At 70.6% G+C, this 15664-nt stretch carries 14 protein-coding genes; 7 read left to right on the top strand and 7 right to left on the bottom strand.

The features are described from left to right. Window positions 1-33: 33 nt before the first annotated feature. Window positions 34-324 carry a hypothetical protein gene (locus F8M74_RS21490; RefSeq protein ID WP_228559882.1) on the top strand — a complete coding sequence of 97 codons (291 nt, stop codon included), beginning with the start codon at window positions 34-36 and terminating at the stop codon, window positions 322-324. 91 nt (window positions 325-415) lie between these two features. On the opposite strand, the gene F8M74_RS21485 is transcribed toward F8M74_RS21490, so the two are convergent. Then, window positions 416-1501 carry a hypothetical protein gene (locus F8M74_RS21485; protein ID WP_141253843.1) on the bottom strand — a complete coding sequence of 362 codons (1086 nt, stop codon included), beginning with the start codon at window positions 1499-1501 and terminating at the stop codon, window positions 416-418. Between the two features lie 97 nt (window positions 1502-1598). Here F8M74_RS21485 and F8M74_RS21480 point away from each other — a divergent pair, with 97 nt between their 5' ends. The 5 genes from F8M74_RS21480 to F8M74_RS21460 all read left to right on the top strand — a co-directional run bounded on the left by F8M74_RS21480 (window position 1599) and on the right by F8M74_RS21460 (window position 7510). Next, window positions 1599-4532, top strand: a complete 2934-nt coding sequence (locus F8M74_RS21480; RefSeq protein ID WP_141253813.1) for a sigma-54 dependent transcriptional regulator — start codon at window positions 1599-1601, stop codon at window positions 4530-4532. Between the two features lie 464 nt (window positions 4533-4996). Further along, entirely contained in the window at window positions 4997-5968 is a 972-nt protein-coding gene (locus F8M74_RS21475) for a COX15/CtaA family protein (RefSeq protein WP_141253812.1), read from the top strand. A gap of 319 nt (window positions 5969-6287) precedes the next feature. Then, window positions 6288-6503, top strand: coding sequence for a hypothetical protein (locus F8M74_RS37965; RefSeq protein ID WP_228559886.1), 216 nt, complete (start codon window positions 6288-6290; stop codon window positions 6501-6503). Window positions 6504-6509: 6 nt separating this feature from the next. After that, complete coding sequence (locus tag F8M74_RS21465; protein ID WP_141253810.1) at window positions 6510-6887, top strand: DUF2379 family protein; 378 nt, start codon at window positions 6510-6512, stop codon at window positions 6885-6887. 158 nt (window positions 6888-7045) lie between these two features. Next, the gene (locus F8M74_RS21460; protein ID WP_216619644.1) at window positions 7046-7510 is read left to right on the top strand and encodes an SMI1/KNR4 family protein; all 465 of its coding nucleotides are present in this window, start codon (window positions 7046-7048) and stop codon (window positions 7508-7510) included. On the opposite strand, the gene F8M74_RS21455 is transcribed toward F8M74_RS21460, so the two are convergent. The 4 genes from F8M74_RS21455 to F8M74_RS21440 form a co-directional block, all read right to left on the bottom strand. Next, a complete protein-coding gene (locus tag F8M74_RS21455; RefSeq protein WP_141253808.1) occupies window positions 7507-9021 on the bottom strand; it encodes a glycine betaine ABC transporter substrate-binding protein in 1515 nt (504 codons plus the stop codon). The two genes, F8M74_RS21460 and F8M74_RS21455, sit on opposite strands and share 4 nt — an antisense overlap. Next, window positions 9018-9776: an ATP-binding cassette domain-containing protein gene (locus tag F8M74_RS21450; RefSeq protein ID WP_141253807.1), complete on the bottom strand. Its 759-nt coding sequence runs from the start codon at window positions 9774-9776 to the stop codon at window positions 9018-9020. The genes F8M74_RS21455 and F8M74_RS21450 overlap by 4 nt, the downstream gene beginning before the upstream one ends. Before the next feature lie 21 nt (window positions 9777-9797). Then, window positions 9798-10751: a hypothetical protein gene (locus F8M74_RS21445; protein ID WP_171410081.1), complete on the bottom strand. Its 954-nt coding sequence runs from the start codon at window positions 10749-10751 to the stop codon at window positions 9798-9800. Window positions 10752-10818: 67 nt separating this feature from the next. Further along, window positions 10819-11490: a DUF4142 domain-containing protein gene (locus F8M74_RS21440; RefSeq protein WP_228559888.1), complete on the bottom strand. Its 672-nt coding sequence runs from the start codon at window positions 11488-11490 to the stop codon at window positions 10819-10821. A gap of 120 nt (window positions 11491-11610) precedes the next feature. Here F8M74_RS21440 and F8M74_RS21435 point away from each other — a divergent pair, with 120 nt between their 5' ends. Next, window positions 11611-13014: a glycosyltransferase gene (locus F8M74_RS21435; protein ID WP_228559890.1), complete on the top strand. Its 1404-nt coding sequence runs from the start codon at window positions 11611-11613 to the stop codon at window positions 13012-13014. Between the two features lie 57 nt (window positions 13015-13071). On the opposite strand, the gene F8M74_RS21430 is transcribed toward F8M74_RS21435, so the two are convergent. Continuing rightward, window positions 13072-13803 carry a hypothetical protein gene (locus F8M74_RS21430; protein WP_228559892.1) on the bottom strand — a complete coding sequence of 244 codons (732 nt, stop codon included), beginning with the start codon at window positions 13801-13803 and terminating at the stop codon, window positions 13072-13074. Window positions 13804-13856: 53 nt separating this feature from the next. Beyond that, complete coding sequence (locus F8M74_RS21425; protein ID WP_141253804.1) at window positions 13857-15629, bottom strand: hypothetical protein; 1773 nt, start codon at window positions 15627-15629, stop codon at window positions 13857-13859. Window positions 15630-15664: the final 35 nt, after the last annotated feature.

Here is a 15664-nt window from a genome sequence, read left to right as displayed (position 1 = left end):
CTGCAATCCCTCTCACCCCATGGAGTCCGTCCCATGAAGAAGGCTTTCCTCATCGCCCTGTCCCTATCCCTGCCCGCGTTCGCCTCGTCCGACTTCGATTCGGAGGACCTGTCGGTGGACGTGGCCCCGGAGGAGCTCGTGAGCCAGGAGGCCGCCGACGCCAGCCGGCCGCCGCTGCTCCAGTTCTGCTGGAACCTCCACTACACGTCGTGCCCCGGCCCGGGCACGACGCAGCAGTGTACGGATGGCATCTGGTCCGACTACGTCTGCACCTGCCGCCCCCTGGGCACGCGCAACGTCTGGGACTGCCCCGAGGTCCGCTGAGCGCCGGGGGCGAGGGCGGCCGTCCCACCGCGAACCGCGTCCCACGTGGGCGCGCCGGACAGCACACCGGCGTGACCCACGCTCCAGGCCTCTACCGCGTCCGCGTCCGGCCACCACCGCCGGGCGCGGCGTGGACCTCCTCCAGCGCCTGCGTCACCGCTTCCACTTCCTCACCGAGCTGCTCCACGCTCTGCCGCAGCCCCAGCCCGGCGATGTCCTCGCCCGCGGTGTCCGCCGAGCGCACCCGAAGCACCTGCGCGTAGAGGCTCTCCAGGGTGTAGTAGAGACGCATGTGCTCCGCCTCGAGCCGCGCCGCCGCGGTGGCCAACTCCGCGCGCTGACGCCGCTGCGCCTCCAGCGCGGCCAGCGCTCCGGCCAGCCGCTCCCGCACCACCGCGTCCTCTTCCGAAGCCACCCGCGCGGCCAGCGCGTCCCGCTCGGCGTCCAGCCGCTGGGCCTCAGCCGGTGGCGCCAGCGCCCGCAGCTCCCGCTCACGACGCACCAGTGCATGGCAGCCCTGTCGCAGGGCCTCCACCGTGCGCTCCGGCGCATGCACCAGTTCGCGCAGCACCGCGGGCCCCTCGCGCAGGGCCTCCATCAGCCGGGCGCAGAGGGCATCCACCTTCGCCACCCGGGCGTCCGCCTCCCCCTCCGAGTCACCCACGGGCTCCCGCTCCGGCGCTCCAGCGTCGCGCGCGCGGCCCTCGTCACGCCGGGGACGCTCCAGGTGCTTCAACGAAGCCAGGAAGAAGCCCAGGGCCACGAAGACCAGCCACCACAGCCGGCGGGGCTGCGCCAGGGCAATGAGCACGCACGTTATCGACGCGGTGACGTAGGCGGCGCCCCGCGCGGGGTTGCGAGAGCGGTTGGAAAGCACCTCCCGTTCGGCGCGGCGGGCGGCGCGCTTCGCCTCCCGCCGCCACTGCTTCTCCCACTTCCGGCGAATCTTCCGGGGCGGCATCTGCCCGGTGCGGCGCACCCAGGCCTCCACCGCCGCGTCCTCACGCGCACGGCCCTCCGAAAGCGCGTCCTCCAATCTGAGCAGGCGTTCATGTTTGAGACGGGAAGGTGGGGAAATCGGAGGTTGGGAACGTCCGCGAGGCACGGGGTGACGATAACGACGACACGTCCCCGCTGGGAGGGGACGCGCGCCATTCGTCGCCTGCTGCATATGCAGGGTGCAACAAACGGAAATGCTCAACCGTTTGCATTCGTCCTGGGAAACTCCGTAGAGAATGTGCGCTGGCGGGGGGGCGAAAAAGGGGGCAGGTGCCGTGGAGTTACCGGAGGAGAAGGGGGCGAGCGCCGGGTGGGAACCCGAGACCATCCGCGCCCTGCGAGGTGAGCAGAGCCGCGCGGCGTTTGCCCGCCTGCTGGGCGTCACCCCTCTCACCGTCTACCGCTGGGAGCTGCCGAGCGAAGCCCCCCAGGCCCGCCGTCCGCGAGGCCGCGTGGCCTTGGCGCTCCGTCAGCTCGCCACGCGAGGCGGGGCCCCCACGCCCGTCGTCTCTGCGTCCCGGCGGCAGGAGCTGCATCCCGAGGAGCTGGCTCGCATCCTCCCCAGCGTCACCCACCTGACGCGGGCCGAGTGGCGAGCCGCCGAAGAGGAGCTGCTGTCACTGCTGGCCTCGGGACTGCTGCGCACCCCGGGCGCGCGGGCCATGGCCGCGGTGGGACTGGCCTATCTCCAGCGCTGGGGCCGCGAGGACAGCCGGGGCGCCTTCACCACGCTGCTGCCCCACCTGGCGTTCGCGGACGCCGGCATCTTTCCCGAAGAGGTGGAGCTGCGCGTGCTCGCCATGGCGGCCAACCTCTACGCGTCACCGGACGGGAAGCTGTTCGACGCGAACAAGTCCGCTGCATACGTGGCGCGCGCGGAGGCGCTGCTGGCCAACCACGACGACCCGGAGGTGCGCTGCCAGTTGCGCATGGCCGAGGTCGCCTGCGGCTTCTACCTGGGCGAGGCGGAGCGCATCACCCACGGGTCCGGACGGCTGGAGGATGCGCTCGTGAGGGTGAAGGACCCGGCCCTGCGACTGCTCGCGGAGGACGCCTGCGCCCACGAGGCGGCCCTGCGCGGCGAGGCCACCCTGGCCACGCGCCGCTTCCGCGAGGTGGCGCAGGGCGCGGCGCGGATGGGTTACGCCTTCCTGGAGGCGCGCAACCTGGCCTTCCTGGCCCAGCGCCGGCTGGACGAGGCCTGCGAGCCAGCCGAGGCGCTCCAGATGGTGCGCCGCGCGCGGGAGGCCGCGTATGGCGGGCGCATGGTCCGCGGCTTCTCCTTCATCTTCGCCGCGCGCGCGGAGGCCGAGGCCCTGCTGCGGCTGGCGCGCTTCGCGGAAGCCGAGGCCGTGCTGGATGAAGCGGACGCGGTGGTGGAGGAGCTGCGCTGGACGCCGCTGTACCTGACGGTGACGCGCGCGCGGCTGTACCTGCTCAGTGGCCGGTACCCGGGCCTGCGCAAGCTGTCGCGGCACCTGACGGCCTACGACGGCACCATCCAGCGGGCACTCACCGGGGCCTATGCCCAGTTCGCGGAGTCGCTGGCCGACCTCGCCGAGGGCAACGCGCATCGCGCGGCGGAGGGCTTCGCCGCGGCCGGACAGCGCACCATGGAGTTGGGCGGCTGGCCCTACCTGCGCCGCGAATGCCTGCTGTACGAGACGTATGCGCGCGTCTACGCATGCCAGCGAGACGAGGGCCTGGTGCTGCTACGGCGGGCGCGCGCCTTCCTGGAGCGCATGCCGTCCGCGTGGCACTCCGCCCTTCTCCACCGCTTCGAGGCCTTGCTGCACGTCCTGGACGGGCGCACCGCCGAAGCCCGGTCGCTGCTCGAGGCCGCGCTGGGCACCTTCAGCCTCACCGGCGACCTGTGCATGGCCGTCTACACGCGCCACCTGCTGGCGCTGCTGGCGCGGATGGAGGGCGACCCCGCCGCCGGCGAGCTGCTGGCCGCCAGCGAGGCGGAGCTGCGCCGCGTGGGCATGGTGGTGCACCCGCAGCACTTCGCGCACTACGTCGCCCGCGAGCCCCACGCCACCGCCCGCGAAGCCGAGGGCGCTCCCCGCCTGGGCGCGGAGGCCCTGGTGGTGCCCTTCGAGCGGCTGTCGGTGCGCGGCATGGGCGCACCCCTCATCCAGCGCGAGCTGCTGGCCGTGGTGGAGGGGCTCTTCCCCCACGGCGCGCCCCGGCTGGAGGAGCTGGACTCGCAGGGCCGGGCCACGCCGCTGGGCGGCGACGCCTCCGTGCCCGCCACCGAGGCCGTGGAGTTCGGGGACGGCTGTGGCCGGCGGCTCCGCCTGGGCGTCGCGGGTCACCTGCCCCCAGACGGCCGCGCGCTGCTGACGGCGCTGTCCCGGCTGGGCGGCTTCGCGCTGGAGGTCGCCACCCTGCGAGGCTTCGCCCAGGTGGACGTGCCCGCGCTCGCCAGTGAGGACACGGACGTGCGGGACGCGGACGTGCCGGGCTTCATCGCCGCCTCGTCCGCCATGCGACGGCTGCGCTCGGAGCTGGCGAGCCTGTCCTCCAGCCGCGCCACCGTCATCGTCACCGGCGAGTCCGGCTCCGGCAAGGAGGTGGTGGCGCGGGCGCTGCACGCCTTGTCCGCGCGCTCGCAGCGGCCGTACGTGGCCTTCAACTGCGCCGCGGTGCCCCGAGACCTCTTCGAAGGGCAGCTCTTCGGCTACCGGCGCGGCGCGTACACCGGCGCGGCCACGGACCACCCCGGCGTCATCCGCGCCGCGCACGGCGGCACCCTCTTCCTGGACGAGATTGGCGAGCTCCCCCTGGAGGTGCAGCCCAAGCTGCTGCGCTTCCTGGAGAATGGCGAAGTCTTCCCGCTGGGGGAGATGCGGCCGGTGGAGGTGGACGTCCGGGTGGTGGCGGCCACGCACCGGGATTTGGGCCAGCTGGTGCGGGAGGGCCGCTTCCGCGAGGACCTCTACTACCGCCTCCAGGTGGTGCCGGTGCGCGTGCCCCCGCTGCGCGAGCGGCGCGAGGACGTGGTGGCGCTGGCCCGGCACTTCGTCCGGCAGCTCACGCCCGAGGGCATGGAGCCGCCGCAACTGGGGCCAGATGCCATCGCCGCGCTGATGTCACACCCGTGGCCCGGCAACGTGCGCGAGCTGCGGAACGTGATTGAGCGGTCGATGGCCTACGGGCCGTTCCCCGCGGTGCTGGGCGCGGAGCAGATGCGCATCGCGGGCTGAAGCCAGAGGAGTGGCCTCAGCCCGCGATGCGCTCCACCCTGTTTCCCCACACCCCTGTGGGAAGCGACTCCAGAGATGCGTGCGTCCACGTCTCTGGAAGAACACACCCACGGGTCGGAGAGGGGGGAAACTCCAACCCGGGGTGCCGAGGCCACCGAAGCGGCCTCATGCGAAAGATGTGTGTCTCCAGCGCCCACCGCGGCACCGGATGCACTGTGGGAGGTGTTAAGCACCCGGCGTGCCAGTGCCTGGGAGGGTGATTGACTCAAATGGAAATCATCCGCGCGCCCGGACAGGGGGTGGGCATATCCAATGGATGCAGGGCAGCATCCATCTGAATCATTCCGGATACACTGGATGACCAGCCGGCCCGGCAGCCGAGCAGCCGCGCTGATGGCCAGGGTGAGCGCCCAAGAGACGTGTGGGACAGCGGTGGCGGTGGAAGTGGGTTAAGGGGGAGCGTGATGACCCACGCTGCCTCGTCCCGCCGGTTCCAGGCCTTCAGCCTGGGGGTGCTTGCCTTCACGCTGGTCGTGATTCTGTGGGGCGCGTTCGTGCGCGCCACGGGCTCGGGTGCCGGCTGCGGAGACCACTGGCCGGTGTGCAACGGCGAGGTCATCCCCCGGGCCCCCAGCGTCCAGACGCTCATCGAATACACGCACCGGCTGACGAGCGGCCTGGCGATGATTCTGGCGGTGGCGCTCTACGTCTGGGCCCGGAAGGGGCACGCCAAGGGCCACCCGGCGCGGAGCGCGGCGGCCTGGGCCCTGTTCTTCATGATGACGGAGGCGCTCGTCGGCGCGGGCATCGTGCTGCTGAAGTACGTGGCGGACAACGCCTCCGTGGGCCGGGCCCTGTGGATGGGCGTGCACCTGGTGAACACCTTCCTGCTGGTGGGCGCGCAGACGCTGGTCATCTGGTTCTCCCGGGGACGCGCCCCCCTGAGCCTGCGGGGACAGGGGCTGCCGGGCGCGCTGCTGGGCCTGAGCATCCTGGGGCTGCTGGTGCTGGGCGTGAGTGGCGCCATCGCTGCGTTGGGGGACACGCTGTTCCCGTCCACCTCGCTGGTGGAGGGTTTGCGCCAGGATATTTCGGAGACGGCACACATCCTCATCAAGCTGCGGGTGCTGCACCCGCTGCTGGCGGTGAGCGTGGGCGCGTTCCTGGTGCTGGCATCGCGGTGGGTGGCGCGGGTGCGGCCGTCGGAGGACGTGCGACGCGCGGCGTCCGCCATCACCGTGCTCTACGCGGTGCAGCTGGGCGCGGGCGTCACCAACCTGCTGCTGCTGGCGCCGGTGTGGATGCAGTTGGTGCACCTGCTGCTGGCGGACTTCGTGTGGATGGCGGTCGTGGTGTTGTGCGCGGCGGGCCTGGCCGCGGATGCGCCCAAGGTCGTGACGGAAGCCTCGCCCGCCTCGAGCGCCGAGCCCGTCTGACGGCGTTCGCCGTTATCGGACGCAAGGGCGGAGGGCGGCGCCCCGCCCCGAAGTACTCATCCAGGGTGATACGCGCAGGGTGACGAACCCGATACATGCGGCAGTCATGTCTAATCGGAACACCCATCTTTCCCTTGCGTACGCGCTCGCGGCACTTGCACTGGGATGCTCCAACAGCGCCACTGGCATCTCCAGCCGTCGCGACATGGACCCTCAAGACGCGTACGCTCAAGCCGCCTGTCTGGACAGCGCGACATGTTGCATTCAGCGATTCGGCCCGGATGCGTGTGGCCTCTCCGCCACCGAGGCCGCTGTGCTCATGGCGGGCTCCCAGGTCGCGGCGGAGGCCGACGCGCCAGACGTCGATGACGCCCACAACACCAACCTGCCCGAGTGGAAGCGCCGCTGCATCGCGACCTACGCCGAGTGCAAGGACGACGACTGGCAGGGCTCCTGCTACGCCTGCTTCCGCTACTGCGAGGGCCAGCAGGAATGGCCCATCAACAAGTGCCGCCCCCGCCGGGGCAAGAGGTAACAGGGCATGGCGGATGAACTTGAGTGGGAGCCCGTACGAGCCCTCGCGCGGCGCGTGCGAGACGGTGAACGCCTGACGCTCACAGCGGACGTGAGGGAAATGCTGGAACGCACCGCGCCGGAGGTAGGCATCGGCAAAGCCGACGCGGCAGCAGCCCTTGCCACGGCCGAAAAGGCCGAGGCCCTTCTGCTGGAATGCGCGCGCCGCATCAAGGAAGGCTCCGACCGCATTGTCGACGCGCTCTACCGCGCCAAGCGCCACCGGAAGGCCGGGGACTTCGATAGCGCCCGCCAGGAAATGCGGGAGGTGCTCGCCGTTGAAGTGGTGCCGCTCTATCGCGAAATCGCAGAGGGTCAGCTCGAAGACATGGCAGAGGAGCCGTAACAACGCCAAGAGCAACGACGGGTCGTGTCCCTATAAGTGTGTAGATGTTGAGCCGGGATATGGGGAAGCTCCTCGGTAAAGCAAACCGAGACAGCCTCCTATAACCGCGGTGGTCGGTGGAGCGCAGTGGGGCCCGACAGGCCCTACATGGATTGACCATGACCATCGAGTCCTTGCTGACGGAAATTTCGCGTGCGCACTTCCCACATCCCCCTGCGACAGCGGCGAGGATTGCGGCCTTCGAGGCGCGGATGGGCTGGCGCCTGGACGACGACCTGCGCGCCTTCTACCTGCACTGCGACGGAGCGGAACTGTTCAAGAGGCAGCCTGACGCGAACTACAGCATCCTCTCGTTGGAGGGGATCGCAGCAGCGACTCCCAGATTGCGCCAGCGTGCACGGGGAGCGAGTGAGACCGCGTCTTTGTATCCACTTGTGGACTGCCAGGACTCCGACTTCGTCCTCGTGAACGTGGCGAACACTGGCGGCCCGTACCCGCTATTCGATGCCTATCACGAGACGTACCCCCGTGAAGTTCGGAAGATCGCTGACTCATTCAGCGACTTTCTCGAGCGTGCCCTCGCGAGCGGCAACCGATTCTTCTGGCTCGACGAGCAAGACTAACGCGTCGAACGCACCGCCGTGCCCAGCCGAAGCCCCCGAGGCACCACCACACGCTCCACGGCGTCGAACAGGCCACTGGCGAGCAGTGCCAGCGCGGCTGCGGGAACCGCGCCCTCCAGGATGAGCCGCACATCATCCAACCGGATGCCCGTAAGAATCGGCTGACCGTAGCCCCCTGCCCCTACCAGCGCGCCCAGTGTGGCGGTGCCCACGTTGATGACCGCGGCCGTCTGGATTCCCGCGAGGATGGACGGCGCCGCCATGGGCAATTCGATGCGCCACAGCCGCGCCCGTGCGGGCAGTCCCAGCGCCTCCGCGGACTCGCGAACCTCGGGTGGGATTCCGGCCAACCCCGCCGCCGTGTTCCGCACGATGGGCAGCAGGCTGTAGAGGAACAGCGCGGCAATCGCCGGACGTGAACCGATTCCCAGCAGCGGAATCATCACCACCAGCAGCGCCAGCGACGGCACCGTCTGGATGACCCCTGTCAGCCCCAGCACGCCCCGCCCCAGCCGAGGCCGCCGCGCGGCCAACACACCCAAGGGCACCGCGAGCGCCATCGCCGCCAGCAGCGACACCCCCACCAGGAACAGGTGCTCACGCGTCCGCTTCCACACGCGCGCGGCCAATCCGTCCCCACGCACTTCCGAAGTGACACCCAGCGCCGTGGCCAGGAAGTCCGAGGCCACACGGCCCTCCGACACGCGCTCCAGCCGGGCCCGCGCGTTGAGCTTCACCATGTCCTCCTCGGACACGCGGCCTTCCAGACGAAGCATCGCGGCCAGGGCCTCGGGCGCCCGTGCCTCCAGGTCGTCGCGATACAGCAGCACGGCGTCATATGCGGGGAAGTGGTGCAGGTCGTCCTCCAGCACGCGCAACCCGTAGGCCTGAATCTCCGCATCGGTGGAGTACAGGTCCGTAAGCTGGAGCGACCCGCTCTCCATGCCCCGGTACGCCAGGTCATGGTCCAGCCCGCGCACGTCCCGCTGCGGCAACCGGTAGCTGTCCCGCAAGGCAGGCCAGCCGTCCGCGCGGTCCATGAACTCGTTGCTGAAACCGAAGCGCAGCGAAGGATGGGCACGCAAATCAGAGATGCGGCGGATGCCCAGCCGCGCGGCCTCCGCTTCCTTCATGCCCAGCGCATACGTGTTGTTGAAACCCAGCGGCTCGCTCATCCGAAGCCCTGACTCAGCCAGGGCCTCACGCAGCGCCGCGTCATCCGGCAGGTGGCGCCCGGACAGCAACTCTTGTCGCAGCGTGCCCGTGTACTCGGGATACACGTCGAGCTCGCCCCGGCGCAGCGCCTCCCAGAGCACAGTGGTACCGCCTAGCTCCCGCCGGTGCGTGACACGCGCACCGGTGCTCCGCGCGAGCTGCGCCGCCGCTTCACCCAAGATGACGGACTCGGTGAACTTCTTGGAGCCCACGCGCACCTCAGGCGCGCCGTCCCCAGACGCGGGCGCCCCGCCACACGCCCCCACGAGCAGCAACACCAGGAGCCACACCCTCACGCCTCGCCTCCCGGCCCACCGCCAGGCAGCGGCCGCTGCGCCTGGATGAACCGGGTGACGAAGTCATCCGCGGGCCGCGCCTCCAAATCCGCGAGCCGTCCCTGCTGCACCACGCGTCCCTCTCGCATGAGCAGGATGCTGTCCCCCAGGAAGCCCGCCTCCGCCAGGTCATGTGTCACCAGCACCACCGTCTTGCGCAGCCGGGCGAAGATGCCGCGCAGGTCACCTTGCAGCTCGTGACGGACCAGGGGGTCCAGCGCGCCCAGGGGCTCGTCCAGCAGCAACACGTCCGGGTCCAGCATCAACGCGCGCATCAGCGCCACCCGCTGACGCTGGCCACCGGAGAGCTGCGAGGGATAGCGCGCCAGCGCGTCCGTGGGAAAGCGCGTCAACTCCACCAGCGCATCCAGCCGCTCGCGCGTCTTCGCCGCGGGCCAGCGCAGGTGGCTCGCCATGAGGGTGACATTCTCCTCGCCCGTGAGATGCGGAAAGAGGCCGCCACCCTGGAGCGCGTACCCCACGCGACGGCGCACCGCGAGCAGCGCATCCCCTCCCGTGGGCAGCGGCTTGCCATCGAAGAGGACGCGTCCGGTGTCACACGCCAGCAACCCATTGAGCAGCCGGAGCAGCGTGGACTTGCCACAGCCGCTCGGCCCCAGCAGCACCGTGGTGCGTCCTGCCGGCAGGCTCAAGCTGAGCGGATGCAAGGCCTGCGTGGCCCCGTAGCATTTGGAGACGTCCTGAAGCTCGTACACGAGGTGTCGTCCTTCGCGGCATCAAGGCAGGGTGAACGCGCCGTTGCAGACGGCGGGATACGGCGGCTCGGAGGCCCGGTGGCTGCACGCGGCGAAGAGCGCCCGGTCCTCCCACGTCACGGCCGCGGCCCACACGAGCAGCGGCCCCTCGGGAGAGGGCACCGTGAAGCGCGCGCATCGCGTGTCCAGACGCTCCAGCCGGCAGGGCACCTCTTCGACGGGCCCCGCTCCCGGCAGCGCGTCCACCAACTCCGCCACGCTCTGGGAGCGCCAGTGCTCCGTCACCTGGGCTTGGGCCGGTTCGTAGAGGCTCCACGACAGCGATGCCCCCTCGCAGCGAATGCGTCCCGCGCGCGCCGTGGACGCGGCGAGCTGACATCCGTCCGGCACTGCCAAGGCCCGCCATGGCAGGCGCGGGGGAATGAGCAGCGCCTCGCGTCCCAGCGTCTCGCCCTCGGGGCTGCCATTCGAGGCAAGGGACTCGAGCAACTCCAGGCAGCGCGCCAACAGGGGCCGCACCGGAGCCTGGACCACGCACCCGAGCTGCCGCACCCGCCCCAGCGTCCCGGTGACAGCAGATGCATACCCGGCGGCGCGACACTCCTCCGCCTCGCACGCTTCGACACGGACCGAGGGCCACGGATTTCCCGCCAGCGGCAGCGCTTCCTCCACCACCGTGGCACCGGGCCCCAACCGTTCGGTGATTCGAGCCTGGGCCTCGGCCAGGGCCAACTCGGGCGACATGTCCTCCCGCTCGGTCAGCCACACCGTCACGCCCTCGCAGCGGTACAGCCGCGAGTCGGCCCGGTCCGGCACCGGCGTGCACCCCTCGAACAAGGCGCGGGCTTCGGGAAGGAAGGGACCCACGGGCGTCGCGCCCTCGGGGGCCACGGGCGACACACGAAGCGTGGGCGCGGCGCACGAGCACAGGGCCCCGGCCAGGTACACCCACAGCAGCCTCGCGGCGGTCCTCATGCCGCCGGAGTTAGGCGCCCCCTCTTCGTCACGTCAACCCGGCAGGCCGCGCGAATGGATGGCGCGTTCACTCGAATGACTCTTTCAGCCCTTGAGCCCGCTGCAGATGACGGTCCGCGAGGTTGCCCGTCCTGTCGAGCATGAGGGTGAACGCCCCATCGTTCTTGTACGTCGCCTGTGCCTGCTTCACGAGCCGCAGGCCGTCCTCCTGGTCCTTGATGACGCGCTTCAGGAAGGCCTCGTCGAAGTCCTGGCCCTGCGCCTTGCGGAGCACGTCCAGGTGCTGCTGGGCATACGCCACGGCCTGCTCCAGGCGGGCGTCCGCGCGCTGCATGGGCAGACTCGGCCCCGGGATGAGGCCCCCGTCCTTGCTCCCCGAACCGCCAATCCCCGCGGTGACCCGGGGCTGCGTGAGGTCCGCCACCACCATGTCCATGGACGGCGAGCTTCCCCACGCCTTCAATTCCTGCAGGTGCCGGCGGTGGTCCTCCACCAGCCGCAACGCGAACTGCCGCACCTGCGGGTTGGCCGACTTCTCCAACGCCAGGTTGCCCGCCGCGATGTTCTTCGCGTCGAAGAGGGCGAGCTGTCCCAGGAGCAGGTCTCGCTCAGACAAGACGTCCCGCGTCTGCCCCGCCTGGGGCGCCTCCGCCCGGGCGGCGAGCCCCACCAGGGGGCCCGTGCCCCACAGGGCCGCAAGGACCGCCACGCCGCCTGCTCTGCCAAGCCTTCCAGTCATGTCCACCTCCCGACGAAGCGATGTCCGAAGGTGGGTGCCGCGTGGCGCCCACGGCAAACATGGCCTGCCCGGCGGGGCCTCCCCATGGGGCCCCGTGAACACGAGACTCAGTCCTGGCGCTTGGCCGCTACCACGACGTTGGCGCCAGCGGGCCCGGACAGCGGCACCACGCCGAGCGTCACGGCGGAGTGCCTGTCGGACGGGCGGCCCCGCACTGCTACGCTGGGCGCCATGGCGAGGATTCTCATGGCGGCCCACCCCACGGCGGGACACACCAACGCGCTGCGGGCCATTGGCGGGCGCCTGCGTGAGCTCGGCCACGACCTGGCCATCGCAACGGTCGTGGCGCCGGCGCGCTTTCCCGGCCTGATGCCAGAGCCGCTGCGCTTCGCCTCCCAGCTTCCGGAAGCCCTGCGCCAGGACGGACTCAGGCTGGTGCCACTGCGCCCTTCTCCGGCTGCGCTCTGGTACGGCGCGCGCATCACCCGGGCCCGGGGACTCGACGAGCTGGGGTGGGCGCTCCGGCTGTTCACCACCGGCATGGAGGGGCATGCGCGGCGCATCGCCGAGGAAATCGAAGCCTCTGGGACTGACGTCGTGCTGGCGGACTACCTCATGCCCGCGGCCCTGCTCGCGGCCCGGAGGACCCGGCGCCCCTATGTGGCGCTGTATCACTCCGCCCTTCCCTTCCCCGTGGAGGGCGCGGCGCCTTTTGGGAGTGGGCTCGAGGACGACGCCCCCCGCGATGCCGCATGGACCCAGGCCGAGCAACGGGGGCTCGCGCTGCTGCGCTGGTTCGATGCGCGTGTCGCCCGTGCCGCGAAGCGCCTGCGCGTCCCATTGAAGACGAACGGACTGCTCGCGGCGCCCATCTCCGACGACCTCAACCTGATGGCGACGACTCCGGCGCTGGAGCCCGGCCTCGAGCCGCTGCCCGGCCCGGTGGAGATGACCGGCCCGTGCCTGCCCCGGCCCGCGCCCGCGAACTTGGACGACCCCGCGCTCACCGCCATCCTGCCCGGCCGCACGCACGTCTACGTGTCACTGGGCACGGTGTTCAACGACCAGCCGCACGTCTTCCACGCCATCCTGGACGGGCTGGCGCGGCACGACGTGGACGTGGTGGTCAGCGCGGGCGCCAGCTTCGAACGGCTCCAGGCCCGCGCGGGCCCACGCACGAAGGTGTTCCGCCGCGTTCCCCAGGTGCCCCTGCTCCAGAAGGTGGACCTGGTGGTGACGCACGGTGGGAACAACACCGTGCAGGAATCGCTCGCGGCCGGACGCCCCATGGTCGTCGTGCCCTTCGGCGGCGACCAGCTCGCGAACGCGCGGCGCGTGGAGCGGCTTGGCGTGGGCCGCGCCGTGCTGCCCTCCGCGCTGGGCGCCAACGCCATCGCCCACGCGTTCACCCAGGTGTCCCAGCCAGAAGTGGCCACCAAGGCCCGCGCCCTGGCCGCGACGCTGGAGGGCGTGGACGGCACCGAGCGCGCGGCCCAGGCAGTGCTGCGGCTCCTCCCGACATGACACGGGGCGGAGCGTCCCCCTCCGCGCGCTCCGCCCCGCATCCGTCCCCCGCTCGCCTCAGGGCGTGCAGGCGCCGTGCGTCACGCTGGTGCACGGGTCGCTGGCGCCACACCGCGTCCAGCGCGCGCAGCGAAGCGCGTTGTAGTCCTCGAACGCCTGCACGCTCGTGGTGCGCCGGCCCTGGCTCTGCGACTCCAGGCACAGCTCGTAGTCGGTGATGGGCGTGTTGGGGATTTCATAGACGGTCTCATCCGCCGCCAGCATCCCGCTGGCACTGGCACACTGCAGCGCGTTCGCGGGCGAGCTCGCGCGGACCTCCACCACGCGCCGGGCGCACAGGTTCGTGTCCTGGATGCCCACCGTATACACAGTGCCATTCGGGTCGCAGGTGTGCGCCGCCACGGACTGGCAGCTCCCGCTGACACACACGGCGTTCGCGCGGCAGAACTGGCTGTTCCCCGACGAGACGCAGCACGCCTCGCCCACTTCGCCGCAGTTGCGGCAGCGCTCACCCGCGGCCTCCATCACACACGTCAACGTGCCACTGCAGGACGTGGTGCCCGTGGTGACGCAGCAAGCGCCGCCTTCGTTGCCACACGGCTCACACGTGCCGCTGCGGCAGACCAGCCCCGCGTTGCAGCTGGCGGAGTCCGTCCTACAGGCACAGCCGTTGGTTCCATACTGGCTTGGGGAACACGACGATGAGCTGCTCTGGCAACCGCCGCAGCCCGCCAGGAGGGCCATGAACACCATCATCAGCCCCCGAAGAAGGGGAAGGTTCGATTTCACGAGGAAGGTCCTTGTTTGTGGAAGAGTGGAAGTCGCGCTGGCCGGAATGCGGCTCACGGGCTCAGCACCAGGTGGACGCGCTGGCCCTGTCCATCCAGGGCCTGCACCAGCACGCTGAAGTCGTCGGCGAGCGCGAGCGCCCTCAGGACGCGGTAGCCGGCCTTCTTCAGCTCCTCCGGCAGCACCTCATCCAGCTGCGTGGCCGTCTTCCCGTCGGGCGAGGCGAGGAAGGGCACCTGCGTCTTGCCGTCCTCGGCGGTGGCGGTACCCAGCACCCAGCCTCCGTCGTTGATGGCCACGGCCTTCGCGGACACGGCGCCCTTGGGCATCGGCAGCCACCGGGCCTCCTCCTGCTGCGACCAGATGAAAGGACGGGGGCGCTTGTCCGAATCGAGCGCGGTGCCCACGAACACTCCCACGTCGTTCAGCGCGGTGACCTCGGACTCGTTGTCCAGCAGCACCTTCACGTCCTTGCCGTAGACGCGCGCGGCGCGGAGCCCCTTCTCCGTCTCCAGCGTCACCGCCACCTCCCCCAGCGCGTTGAAGAGGACGCGGCTCGGAAGCAGCTCGGACAGGCCGGGGTGCCTGGCGGGCCCCACCTCGTCCACGCGGTAGATGTTCTTCTCGTCCTTCGGGTCACGCACCAGCAGCGTGCCGTGTGCGTTGGCCGTCACGGCCTCCCAGCCTTCCAGCCACTGCTCCGCGCCCGCCTTCACGTCCTCCGAACGGAGCAGGAACGCGTTGGGGCCCTTGGAGGTATATGCCGTGCCGAAGATGTCCCCCGTCGAGTTGACGCCCGTCACGCGCACCTGCTCCGCGCCGAGCACCTCGTTCAGCCAGTACATCTCGCCCTTGCCCGTCAGCAGGACGTCCGACTCCGCCTCCTTGTACCGGGCAATCACCGCCCCACCATTGAGCAGGTGCGCGGGGGCGTAGAGCGAATCGATGAGGTACCAGCGCACGAAGGGGAAGACATGCACCAGGCACGGGCGCACGCCCACCTTCACGCTCTTCCGGACGCCGCCCGAGGCGCCGTAGACGACGGTGGGCCCCGTCCAGTAGGGCGGCAGGCGCAGCGTGAAGCGCGCGGAGCGCTGGCCCTCGGGGACGCGCACGGGCAGCACGCCCACGCTCGCGTCCACGCTCATCAGGTCCACCAGGATGCCGCCGGTGGGCGCGGGGCTGCTGAGCACCACGTCGCCGGACAGCTCGCTGGGCCCCGAGGACGGGCAACGGCTGCTGGGGGCGACGACCGCCATCGACGACAGCCGGGGGCGCGGGACGCCGCCATACGCGACGAACTGCTTCACCTGGACGTCCTCCGTGAAGTCGATGTCGAAGATGAAGGTCTTGTAGCCGCTCACCTTCGCGCTGGAGCCAGGCGCAAGGGTCAGCTCCACGTTGTGGGGGCAAGCGGCGCTGTCACAGAAGGGGTCATCCGAGCCACGCACCTGCCGGGCGTAGGCCTTCAGCGTCCCCCGCACACGCGTCACGTAGGTGGAGTCCCCCAGGTTGTAGCGGCTGGGCAAGGTGTCATCGAAGGTCCAGGTGATGACGTTCCCGGAGCGCGAGCCATACATGTGCAGCACCAGGTCCGAGTTGAGACCGAACTGCCGCGCCGGCACGTTGAGGTTCAGCGTGTTCGCCGCCTTCGGCAGCAGCCAGTAGCCGGTGGCGTAGTCATTGCCTTTCACGCGGATGCGCGCGGCGTTGAGCCGGATGTTCGTGCCGCGCCACACGTCGTCCACGACGTCCGCGTGGGCGGCCTGCGCCAGGAAGAAGCCAAGCAGGGCCAGGGGCAACAGCCCGTTGAGACTGCGTTTCATGAGGACCTCGACTGCGGTGGGTGGGTTGAAGCGAA

Origin of the sequence: Myxococcus sp. CA023, assembly GCF_010998615.1 — a bacterium.
In the GTDB taxonomy this organism is placed as follows: Bacteria; Myxococcota; Myxococcia; order Myxococcales; family Myxococcaceae; genus Myxococcus.
Note: the sequence above shows the minus strand (reverse complement) of the source record. Positions and strands in the feature narration are given on the sequence as shown.